We start from the raw sequence: 12,037 nt of genomic DNA on the forward strand, positions 1-12,037 counted from the left end.
CGCTGAGTGCGCTCGCGGGGTTGCCGATACGGTGGCCAGGTGACGGGCACCGGGTTCTTCTCCTCTTTCGAACCAAGCGATCCGCAACCCTTGCTCTCGGGCATAGACACCGGGCCTACCCACTCCCCCACTGCCAGGGAGAACGTCGGCTTCACCGGACTCCACGCGCTCCGCTTCACCGGCGGCGGGGTCCTGTTCGAAGTGGACGTCACCGTCACCGAGCACAGTGAACTGTCCTATGTGGTGTTCCCCGAAGGCGACCTGCTCGTCACCGTCGACGTCGAGTTCGACGACGGCAGCCGCGCCGGGCTCACCACCGACCCGAAGTCGCTCTACCCCGATCAGTGGAACCTCGTCCGCAGGCGCCTCGGCCGCTTCGCGGGCCGCGGCGTCCGCCGGATCCTCCTGCACGCCCAGTCCCCCGGCTGGCTCGACGACGTCCGCCTCGCCGAACGGCCCGTCGAGAACAAGGACCCCGTCGACTGGGTGCGTACCACCCGCGGCACCCACTCCAGCAGCGACTTCTCCCGCGGCAACACCTTCCCGGCCACGGCCGTGCCGCACGGGTTCAACTTCTGGACCCCGGTCACCGACTCCAGCGTGACCAACTGGATCTACGAGTACCACCGGCGCAACACCGCCGAGAACCTCCCCGCGCTCGAAGCGTTCGGCCTCAGCCACCAGCCGAGCCCCTGGATGGGCGACCGGCACACCTTCCACGTCATGCCCGGCATCGGACCGGTCGAATCCTCGCGCGCCAAACGCAGGCTGACCTTCCGCCACGAGAACGAGACCGACCGGCCACACCACTACGGCGTCACGTTCGAAAACGGCATCACCACCGACATCGCGCCCGCCGACCACGCCGCGATCTTCCGGTTCACCTTCCCCGAAGACCGCTCCTGGCTGCTGTTCGACAACGTCAAGAACCGCGGCGGACTGCGCGTCAAACCGCACAAGCGCGTCCTCACCGGGCACACCTGGGTCCGCAGCAGACTTTCCACCGGCGCACGCCGCATGTTCGTCTACGCCGAGTTCGACAAGCCCGCCAAGCACGGCGGCAAGCTCCGGCATCCGTTCTGGCGCACCGTCACCGGCTACCTCGAGTTCGAGGCCCGCGAGGTCACCATGCGCATCGCCACCTCGCTGATCAGCCTCGAACAGGCCCAGCGCAACCTCGAACTCGAAATCCCGGACGGCACCACCTTCGAGGAGGTCCGCGACAACGCCCGCGCCGCCTGGCAGGACATCCTCGGCCGCGTCGAGATCGAAGGCGCCACCGAAGACCAGCTGACCACGTTCTACTCGAACCTCTACCGCCTCTACCTCTACCCGAACTCCGGCCACGAGGACACGCCCGACGGCGTCCGCCACGCCAGCCCGGTCATCCGCCGCTGCCGCCCGAGCACCCGCAAACGCACCGGCGCCGCGGTCGTCGACGGCGAGATGTTCGTCAACAACGGCTTCTGGGACACCTACCGCACCACCTGGCCCGCCTACGCGCTGCTCACCCCGAGCCGCTGCGCGCGCATGATCGACGGTTTCCTCCAGCAGTACCGCGAAGGCGGCTGGGTCTCCCGCTGGTCCTCCCCCGGCTACGCCAACCTCATGACCGGCACCAGCTCCGACGTCGCCTTCGCCGACGCCTACCTCAAGGGCGCCAACGACTTCGACCTCCGCACCGCCTACGAAGCGGCACTCAAGAACGCCACCGTCACCCCCACCGGAGCCGGCGTCGGCCGCAAGGGGCTCGCCGAATCGATCTTCCTCGGCTACACGCCGACCAGCACCGGCGAAGGCCTTTCCTGGGCACTCGAAGGCTGCATCAACGACTTCGGCATCGCCAACATGGCCACCGTACTCGGCGACCGCGACAACGAGGCCTACTTCCGCCGCCGCGCCATGCAGTACGTCAACCACTTCGACCAGCGCATCGGCTTCTTCCAGGGCCGCGACCGCGACGGCAGCTGGCGCACCGCGCCCGAGCACTTCGACCCGGCCGCCTGGGGCGGCGACTACACCGAGACCAACGCCTGGAACACCGCGTTCTCCGTGCCACACGACGGACACGGCCTCGTCGCGCTGCACGGCGACCTCGAGGCCAAGCTGGACAAGTTCTTCGCCACCCCGGAAACCGGCCGCAACCCCGGCGCGTACGGCGGGATCATCCACGAGATGACCGAGGCCCGTGACGTCCGCCTCGGCCAATACGGGCACTCCAACCAGCCCTCGCACCACATCCCGTACATCTACAACTACGCGGGCGTGCCGGCGAAGACCCAGCGCATCGTCCGCGAGGTGCTCAACCGCTGCTACCTCGGCAGCGACATCGGCCAGGGCTACCCCGGCGACGAGGACAACGGCGAGATGTCCGCCTGGTACGTCTTCGGCGCGCTCGGCTTCTACCCGCTCGCCATCGGCAGCCCGTACTACGCCGTCGGCTCGCCACTGTTCCCCAAGGTCACCATCCACCTGGAGAACGGCGAAGACCTCGTCATCCGCGCCTCCGGCCACCAGTTCCCGTACGTGCAGAACCTGCACGTCAACGGCGCGCCGCAGCCGATGCCGTTCCTCACCCACGCCGCGATCGCGGGCGGCGGGACCATCGACTTCACCCTCGGCCGCCAGCCGTCGCGCTGGGGCTCCGGCAGACCGCGACCCCGCGTGCCAGCCCCGCTGCACGACCTGACCGGGACCGTCCACAGTGCACACGGCACCAACGTCGAAGCGCTGATCGACGACACCACCCGCACCGAAGCCACCTTCCGCTCCACCACGGCGACCATCGACTACACAGTGGACGGTCCGAACAGGCCGGTCGAGATCTACACCCTCACCTCAGGCGCCCGAGACGGCGGCGACCCGAAATCCTGGGTGCTGGAAGGTTCTGACGACGGTACCGAGTGGACGGTCCTCGACGAACGCGCCGACGAGGCGTTCCCATGGCGCCGCCAGACCAGGCCGTTCCTGCTGAGCCGCCCCGCCACGTTCGGCCGCTACCGGCTGCGGATCACCGGCAGCTCCGCGAGCTGGATCAGCCTGTCCCAATGGGAGCTACTGGCACAGTGAAACTCTGGGACTCCACAAGGGACAGGCTGGTCGCCTCCGATCCCGGCTTCGTCCGGCTGAAGCTCGGCCTGTCCGCGGTACTCGGCATCGTCCTTTCCGTACTCGCGCTGCTGCCACTGCACCAGCCGCTCACGATCATGCTCGTCGGCGCGATCGCCGCGATGATGGCGGCCTTCACCGTCGGCGACGCCACCCCTCGGAAGCAGGCCGTCACCCTGCTGCTCGCGCTGGTCGTCGGCGCGATCTCGCTCACCGTCGCCAGTCTCGGCACCGCCGTCCCGCCGCTGGACAGCATTTTGTTCGTGCTGCTCATCTTCGTCGCCGTCTACGCCCAGCGCTTCGGCAGCCGCGGCATCGCGCTCGGGTCCGTCGGCTTCTTCCTGTTCTTCTTCGCGATGTTCCTGCAGACGCACCTGCGCCAGGTGCCTTCGCTGCTGCTCGCGCTGACCGTCGGCATCGCCGCCAACGCGCTGGTCAGGTTCGTGCTGCTCCGCCGCCGCCCGGACGCCGAGTTCCTCCGCATCCGCCGGGCCTTCCGCGCCCGGCTCGGCGCCGTCGTCCGCGCGGCCGAGGCCTATCTCGCGGCAGGCGGCACCGAACGCGCCCGCAAACAGCTGCGCACGGCCAATTCCCGCCTGCACGAGTGCGTGCTCCTCATCGAGGACACCGCACCCGACGTCATCGACGAGCAGGACGTCGGCCTGCTGCGCCGCCGCGCGATCGAGGTCGAACTGGCCGTCCAATGGCTCTCGATCACCACCCAGCGCACGGTCACCGAAGACCTCGCGCCGGAGAACCGCGACAAACTCATCGCCAGCCTCCAGCGATTCCACGCGCTCATCGAACGCGACCCCCGCGATCTGCCGCTCATCAGCGAGACCGGCGAGTTCAGCAAGATGCTCGTCGAGGGCAGCCGCATCGACGACCACCCCGAGCCGGGCGACGAGCTCCGCCGGTCACTCGCCGAACTCGCGCTCGCCGACGTCAAAGCGCAGCGCGTCGCCGAACACGACAAGTCCGATGTGGACCCCGAGGAAGAGCCGGAGAAGAAGCCCGCCTTCACCTACGACAACCAGACCCGCAGCGCCATCCAAGCGGTCGTCGGCGGCGGCCTCGCGGTCATCGGCGGCGCGCTCGTCTCCCAGCAACGCTGGTACTGGGCCGTACTGACGGTGTTCGTGGTGTTCATCGGCTCCTCGACCGCGGGCGCCACGTTCGTCAAGGGCGCGCGCAGGCTCGGCGGCACGCTGATCGGCATCATCGGCGGCGTGCTACTGGCGACACTGGTCACCGGCAGCACCGGCGCGACACTCGCGTTGATCCTGGTGTGCGTGTTCGGCATGGTCTACATGTCGCGGGTGTCCCAGGTGATCATGGCGTTCTTCGTCACCGCCATGCTCGGCCTCCTGTACAGCCTCCTCGGCACCTTCAGCCTCGAAGTACTGTGGATCCGCCTCGCCGAGACCGCCGTCGGCGCCGCGGCGGGCATCCTCGCCGCGGTGGTCATCGTCCCCGTCCGCACCCGCTCGGTCATGCTCGACGACACCGCGACCGTGCTCGAAGAACTCCGCGACTTCCTCGACCACGCCGTGAAACTGTTGTCCGGCAGCGAAAACGTCAACATCATCGAGCTGTCCCGCGACCTCGACCGAGCCGTCGAGAAGGTCCGCGCGACCATCGAGCCCCTGACCCACCCGATCAACTTCCGCAGCGCCCGCCGCGACTACGGCTGGCACGTGCTGACCGCGCTGGAGACCATCGCCTTCCGCGCCCGCCACGTGGCCGCGCGCTCCCAGCCAGGCCTGCTCGCGGGCGAAGACCGCTTCCTCCTGTTCGCCGGCCGCATCGACCGCAACATCGGCGTCCTGCTCGACGCGGTCGGCGAGACCGCGCACGACAAGCTCGTCCTCGACGACGGCACCCCCGTCTCGGACGCCATCGTCGACGCCCAGGCGCGCTCGGTCCTGTCCAGCCTCGGCCAGCTCGACAGCGCCCTCATCGCACTCGGCCGCGCCTTCGACCTCGAAGCGGTCCCCCGCCCCTCGTGAGTGTTTAGACCGGTTAGAACCGGCCGTACCACTCACGACGTCTGGCGTCTGGGCGGGTTTTGGCTGGTCGGCCGGAATTTTCGCCTCATGCCGAGCGGTATAGGGCGTTATACGGGCGGTGGGGCGTGATCGATTAAGCGGAGAGTGACAGGACGCACCCGATCGGCGTGGCGCGAGGCGGATAGAGTCGCCTGTACAAGCCATCGTCGTCTGCAGGAGAACGCAATGACCCAAGCCCCTGTCAACGTGACCGTCACCGGTGCGGCCGGCCAGATCGGGTACGCGCTGCTGTTCCGCATCGCGTCCGGTCAGCTGCTCGGCGCCGACACCCCGGTGAAGCTGCGGCTCCTCGAGATCCCGCAGGCGGTCAAGGCGGCCGAGGGCACCGCGATGGAGCTCGACGACGGCGCGTTCCCGCTGCTCGCGGGCATCGACATCTTCGACGACCCGAAGCAGGCCTTCTCCAGCGCGAACATCGCGCTGCTGGTCGGCGCCCGCCCGCGCGCCAAGGGCATGGAGCGTGGCGACCTGCTCGAGGCCAACGGTGGCATCTTCAAGCCGCAGGGTGAGGCCATCAACGCCGGCGCCGCCTCGGACATCAAGGTGCTCGTCGTGGGCAACCCGGCCAACACCAACGCCCTCATCGCCCAGGCGCACGCCCCCGACGTGCCCGCCGACCGCTTCACCGCGATGACCCGCCTCGACCACAACCGCGCGCTCGCGCAGCTGTCGAAGAAGCTCGACGTGCCGGTCACGGAGATCAAGAAGGTCGCCATCTGGGGCAACCACTCCGCCACCCAGTACCCGAGCATCGCCCACGCCGAGGTCTCCGGCAAGAACGCCACCGAGGTCGTCAACGACGAGCAGTGGCTCGCCGACACCTTCATCCCGACCGTCGCCAAGCGCGGCGCCGCGATCATCGAGGCCCGTGGCCTCTCCTCGGCCGCGTCGGCCGCCTCCGCCGCCATCGACCACGTCCACACCTGGGTCAACGGCACCCCCGACGGCGACTGGACCTCGGCCGCGGTCGTCTCCGACGGCTCCTACGGCGTGCCCGAAGGCCTGATCTCCTCGTTCCCGGTCACCGCCGCGAACGGCGAGTACAAGATCGTCCAGGGCCTGGAGATCGACGACTTCTCCCGCGCGCGCATCGACGCCTCCGTCGCCGAGCTCGCCGAGGAGCGCGACGCCGTGCGGAAGCTCGGCCTGATCTAAGGCTCCACCACCCGGGTTCTTCTTGCTTCACCGCGAAGGCCCCCGCCACGGAACTCTGGAGGTTCCCGGTGGGGGCCTTCGCGCTACCCGGGGTCAGGACTCGTGCGCGTTGCGGGCGGTTAGAACCGCCCGCAACGCGCACGACCTCCCTAGGCGCCAGTGAGGCCGCGGCGGTTGAGGAGCGGCTCGATCTCGGGGTCGCGGCCCCGGAAGTTCCGGAACGCGACCATCGGGTCGACGCTGCCGCCGCGCCCGAGCAGTTCGCGGCGGAAGTGGTCGCCGTTGTCGCGGGTGAGACCGCCGTTCTCCTTGAACCACTCGACGGTGTCCGCGTCGAGCACCTCGCTCCAGATGTACGAGTAGTACCCGGCCGCGTACCCGCCCGAGAAGATGTGCGCGAAGTACGTGCTCCGGTACCGCGGCGGCACGCTCCCCAGCGCCACGCCCGCCTTCTCCAGTGCCGCGGCCTCGAAGCGCTGGACGTCCTCGACGTGGTCGTCGACGCCCAGGCCGTGCCAAGCCTGGTCGAGCAGGGACGCCGCCAGGTACTCGGTCGTCGAGAAGCCCTCGCCGTACAGCTGGGAGGCCAAGAGCTTGTCGACGAGCGGCTGCGGCAGCGGCTCGCCGGTCTCGTGGTGGCGGGCGTAGTTGGCGAGCACCTCGGGCCAGAGCATCCACATCTCGTTGACCTGCGACGGGTACTCGACGAAGTCGCGCGGGACGTTGGTGCCGGAGAAACTCGGGTAACGCACGTCGGACACCAGCGCGTGGAGCGCGTGGCCGAACTCGTGGAACGCCGTGTTGACCTCGTCGAAGGTGAGCAGGGTCGGCTCGCCCTCCGGCGGGCGCGCGATGTTGAGGTTGTTGACGACCACGCACTGGGTGCCGAAGAGCTCGCTCTGGTCGACGAAGGTGTTCATCCAGGCGCCGCCGCGCTTGGAGTCGCGGGTGTAGTAGTCGCCGAGGAACAGGCCGAGCCCGGTGCCGTCGGCGTCGAAGACCTCGAAGACGCGGACCTCCGGGTGGTACTTCGGCAGGTCGTGGCGCTCCGAGAAGGACAGGCCGTACAGCTTGCCCGCCGCGTGGAAGATGCCGTCGATCAGGACGCGGTTCAGTTCGAAGTACGGGCGCAGCGCGGCGGCGTCGACGTCGAAGCGGTCGCGGCGGACGCGTTCGGCGTAGAACGGCCAGTCCCACGGCTCGAGTGAGGCCCCGGGGACGTCTTCGGCGAGGTAGCGCTCCAGCTCCTCGGCTTCGACCTTGGCGTTGGCGACCGCCGCAGGAGCGAGACGCTCAAGCAGGCCTGACGCGGCTTCGGCCGTCCGGGCGGTCTCGTCGGAGATGATGTACGCCGCGTGGTGCGGGTGACCGAGCAGCGCGGCGCGCTCGGCGCGCAGTGCGGCCATCCGGGCGAGGGTCGCCTTGTTGTCGTAGGCATTTTCACCGTTACCGCGCGCGATGGACGCGTGATAAAGGCGCTCGCGCAGTGCGCGATTTTCCAACGAGGCCAATGCGGGCTGGCCGGTGGGGAGAACGAGGTTCAGAACATACTTGCCCGCCAAGTCACGTGCACTCGCGGCTTCACGCGCGGCTGCGATCGTGTCCGCGGAAAGGCCCGCGAGTTCTTCGACGTCGTCGACGACGACGGCCAATTCGTTCGTGTCTTTGAGCAGATTTTGCTGGAATTTGGTGCTGAGAGTGGACAATTCACCATTCAGCTCGCGCAACCGTTGCTGGTCCCCCGCCGGCAATCCGGCTCCCGCCCGCCGGAAATCGGTGTGGATCCTTTCCAACAGCCAATCGGACTCGTCATCGAGTCCCAGCCCGGTGCGCCGCGAGAAGAGGTCGGACACCCGCGCGAACAAATCCTCGTTCAGGTGTATGGCATCGCGGTGCGCCGCCAGTCTGGGCGCGATGTCGGCCTGGATCGCCTGGACCGTGTCGTTGCTGTCCGAGCCGGCCAGGTTGTAGAAGACGGAGAGCACCCTGGACAGGAGCCTGCCGCAGCGCTCCAGCTCGACGATGGTGTTCTCGAACGTCGGCGGCTCCGGGTTGGCGGCGATGGCCGCGATCTCGGCCGTCTGCTCGGCCAGCCCGGCTTCGAACGCGGGCAGGTAGTGCTCGTCGGCGATCCGGTCGAACGGCGGCAGGGCGTAGGCGAGCCCGCTCGGTGCCGCGAACGGGTTGTCCTGCGAAATCATCGGATCTCCAGCTGAGGTCGGCGGTGGTTCGGTCTCTTCGCGCACCTTAACGCCCGGTCGTCCCACCCACGACGGCATCACTGGACGCCTTGCGCTTCCGGCCGCGCGACGGCTTGGGCTTCGGCGGGACGACGCCTGCCAGGTCACCGCCGTTGTCGTTCATCCGGAGCACGAACGGCCTGGTCTCGGTGTACCGGACGACCGAGATGGACGCGGGGTCGACCACGATCCGCTGGAAGGCGTCGAGGTGCTGGCCGAGCGCGTCGGCCAGGATGGCTTTGAGCACGTCACCGTGGCTGCAGAGCAGCCAGACGGCCTCGTCGCCGTGCTCGGCGGTGATCCGGGCGTCGTGCTCGCGCACGGCGGTCACGGCGCGGGCCTGCATCGCGGCCAGCCCCTCCCCGCCGGGGAACACCGCGGCGGACGGATGCGCCTGCACGACCCGCCACAGCGGCTCGCTGAACAGCGTCTTCAGCTCGCGGCCGGTCCACTCCCCATAGTCCACTTCGGACAGTCGCGGTTCGACGTGTCTGACCAGGTCACGGGCGGTCGCCAGTGGACCGACCGTCTGCTTGCAGCGCAGCATCGGGGACACCACCAGCTCGGCGAGCGGGACCGCCGCGAGCCGCTCGACCAGCTGCTCGGCCTGCGCCTTGCCCGTCTCGTCGAGGTTGACCTTCGGCGAGCGCCCGGCCAGCACACCGGAGCCGTTCGCGGTGGACTTGCCGTGGCGCAGCAGGATGACGGTACTCACCGGCCCCACCTTACGGGTCCATGATCGCGGTGGCGGCGCGAAAACGTTCGATCACGAAGAGTAAACGGTTTCCGAGGTGGAGCGATCACCAACCCGACACCGCCAAATTGGTTCAGTCCACCTAGGCCAGATGGCCGACTCACACAGCCGCGCCCACCAGCGAAGAAGCGCTTTCGCGGCCATGATCCACTCGGCGCGAAAGAAAGCGCTATCCCACTCAATGGAAATACCTTTACCTCACAAAAGTAAGTGTTCGCTAACCATAAAAGAATTGCAAGCGCCCGCGAATGATTACGGAGCGGATCGTTCGGGCCCGTACTATCTGTCGCACCGCCAACGACCTCGGGCGTTCTTGCGGGCAGAAATACCCGCCCAGCAAGGAAACCGGTCATCAGATCATCTCTGGGTCGATGTGTTATAGGCCGATCGGGCGGCGCACTACTCCATCAGAGAGGAATTCAAGAAATTGTCGGTAACGGTGTAACGTGTGCGCCGCCGAGTCCGACCCACTAGTTGCTGTCGCTACTGCTTCACTAACGCCGGGTAGGCCATCACGCTTCAATCACCATTCCCCGTCACGCGCGCCGACGGGGACCGGACCTCCCCTGCCCACATCATCCTACGTCCGAGGGGAAAAAACGGACTATGAGAAAGTCGCCCTCCAGTGGCAGAAAGACCGCAACGGTCCTGCTCACGCTGCTGCTCACGTCGGCGGGAGCCCTAGTCCCACCGGCGGCGAGCGCCAGTGAGCACCCGCGCCACGGGCTCATCCGCGGCGAGGTCGCCAGGCCTGCGCCACCACCTGCGGCCCCGCTACCGGTGCGGGACGGCCCCGTCGGTGGTTCGGCCGCCCGCTCCGCCCAGGTGCTGGCGACCGACCAGGTCGCGCTGCGCCCGCTGGTGATCGCGCTCGACAGCGCGGACTTCGGCCTGCCCACCTGGAAGGCCGTGCTCAACCGCGCGGGCTCCCCCTACGACGTGCTGTACGCGAAGACCGACCCGCTGACCGCGGCGAACCTGGTCCGCGGTGACGGCGTCGGCAAGTACAGCGCCATCCTGCTCACGGACAACGCGCTGCTCTACCAGGACGGCAGCGGCAACTACGTGTCCGGCCTCGACCCGGCCGAGTGGAACACGCTCTGGGACTACGAGCGCAACTACAAGGTCCGCCAGGTCTCGCTGTACACCTCGTGGGGCAGCTTCCCCGAGGACTACTGCCTGCGTCCCGGCATCGAGGGCAGCGTCGGCGCGTCGATCCAGTCCGCGCTGACCACCGACGGCGTCAAGCTCTTCTCCGACCTGAACCCCAGCACGCAGGTCCCGATCTCGTACTCCTACGTCTACCGCTCGAAGCTCCAGCCCGGCTGCAACGCCCAGCCGTTGCTGACCTCCGGCGGCTACGTGCTCGGCGTGACCAGCCCGTCGGCCGACGGGCGCGAGCGCGCGGCGCTGACGTTCTCCTCCAACGAGTACCTGATGCAGACCGACCTGCTCGGCTACGGCCTGCTGCGCTGGGCCACCCGCGGCGTGCTGACCGGCGAGTTCCGGCACTGGCTGACCGTGGACGTCGACGACTGGTTCAACTACAACGACCACCGCTACCCCGACGGCCATGTCGAGACCGACCCCGGCTTCCGGCTCAGCGGTCCCGAGGCGGCCGCCGCGAACGGCCAGCAGGTCGCGCTGCGCTCGCTGTACCCGCTCGCGGCCAACTTCACGCTGAACCTGCCGTACAACGGTGACGGGATCGCGCCCGGCGCACTGCCGCTGTGCACCTCGCTGCTCTCCCCCGACCCGCTGACCAGCTTCTCCAAGTGCCTCTCGAAGAACTTCCGCTGGATCAACCACACGCTGACCCATCCCGACCTCAACACCACGACCTACGCGGTGAACAAGGCCGAGATCGCCGACAACCTGACCGTCGGCCGCCAGAACGGGTTCACCGTGCCGACCGAGGTGCTCAAGACGCCGGCGTACTCCGGGCTGGGTGTGTACAACCCGGACCCGAACGCGCCGGACACCGACCCGCCGACCGACTTCGGGCTGGCCGCGTCCAACCGCGACATGCTGACCGCGGCCAAGGACCTCGGCGTGAAGTACTTGCACGGCAACATGTCCTTCGCCAGCCACAAGCCGAGCTGCTTCAACTGCGGGATCAACCACCCGCTCGAGCCGAGCCTGATGATCGTGCCCGACTGGCCGACGAACATCGGCTACCAGGCGACCACGGCCGACGAGGAGACCTCGCTCTACAACAGCCTGTACGGCCCGAACGGCCGGTTCCCCTACTACGACCACGACCTCAACTACGCCGAGGTCATCGGGTACGAGTCGGACGTGACGCTGCAGCACGTGATGAGCGGCTCGGCGTACACGCACACCCTGCACGAAGGGAACCTGCACCAGTACAACTCCAGCCAGAGCCTCACGTTCGACCTGCTGCGGGCGACCATCCAGAAGTACAGCTCGCATTACCAGGTCCCGCTGAAGAACCCGGACTGGCCGACGCTGGCCGCGTACGTCAAGGCCCGCACCGCGCACGTCGCCGAGTTCGCCGGCGGCCAGGACCCGGTGTGGAACAAGACGGCCAACACCGTCAGCTACACCCCGACGAAGACCGGCTCGGTGTTCCTCACCGGCGTCACCGCCGCGGCGGCCACCGGTGAGCGCTACGGCGCGGAGAACATCGCGCAGTTCACCACCGTCGCGGGCACCCGGTTCACGGCGACTGCGACGCCGCGCCCGTGAAA

6 protein-coding genes are annotated in these 12,037 nt (G+C 68.2%); 4 read left to right on the forward strand and 2 right to left on the reverse strand.

Going from position 1 to position 12,037, the window contains the following annotated elements; all coding sequences use genetic code 11:
- The first annotated feature begins 39 nt into the window (after nucleotides 1-39).
- The 3 genes from AB5J62_RS21725 to AB5J62_RS21735 all read left to right on the forward strand — a co-directional run bounded on the left by AB5J62_RS21725 (nucleotide 40) and on the right by AB5J62_RS21735 (nucleotide 6,332).
- The gene (locus AB5J62_RS21725; protein ID WP_370941734.1) at nucleotides 40-3,069 is read left to right on the forward strand and encodes a GH92 family glycosyl hydrolase; all 3,030 of its coding nucleotides are present in this window, start codon (nucleotides 40-42) and stop codon (nucleotides 3,067-3,069) included.
- Nucleotides 3,066-5,117 (forward strand): FUSC family protein, encoded by a 2,052-nt coding sequence (locus AB5J62_RS21730; protein WP_370941735.1) that lies wholly within the window; start codon nucleotides 3,066-3,068, stop codon nucleotides 5,115-5,117. The genes AB5J62_RS21725 and AB5J62_RS21730 overlap by 4 nt, the downstream gene beginning before the upstream one ends.
- A gap of 225 nt (nucleotides 5,118-5,342) precedes the next feature.
- Nucleotides 5,343-6,332, forward strand: a complete 990-nt coding sequence (locus AB5J62_RS21735; RefSeq protein WP_370941736.1) for a malate dehydrogenase — start codon at nucleotides 5,343-5,345, stop codon at nucleotides 6,330-6,332.
- Between the two features lie 149 nt (nucleotides 6,333-6,481).
- On the opposite strand, the gene AB5J62_RS21740 is transcribed toward AB5J62_RS21735, so the two are convergent.
- Nucleotides 6,482-8,533, reverse strand: a complete 2,052-nt coding sequence (locus tag AB5J62_RS21740; RefSeq protein WP_370941737.1) for a M3 family metallopeptidase — start codon at nucleotides 8,531-8,533, stop codon at nucleotides 6,482-6,484.
- A 46-nt stretch (nucleotides 8,534-8,579) separates the two neighbouring features.
- Entirely contained in the window at nucleotides 8,580-9,287 is a 708-nt protein-coding gene (locus tag AB5J62_RS21745) for a histidine phosphatase family protein (RefSeq protein WP_370941738.1), read from the reverse strand.
- A 645-nt stretch (nucleotides 9,288-9,932) separates the two neighbouring features.
- Here AB5J62_RS21745 and AB5J62_RS21750 point away from each other — a divergent pair.
- Nucleotides 9,933-12,035 (forward strand): hypothetical protein, encoded by a 2,103-nt coding sequence (locus tag AB5J62_RS21750; RefSeq protein ID WP_370941739.1) that lies wholly within the window; start codon nucleotides 9,933-9,935, stop codon nucleotides 12,033-12,035.
- The last annotated feature ends 2 nt before the right edge of the window (nucleotides 12,036-12,037 follow it).

It is taken from the genome of Amycolatopsis sp. cg5, assembly GCF_041346955.1.
In the GTDB taxonomy this organism is placed as follows: domain Bacteria; phylum Actinomycetota; class Actinomycetes; order Mycobacteriales; family Pseudonocardiaceae; genus Amycolatopsis.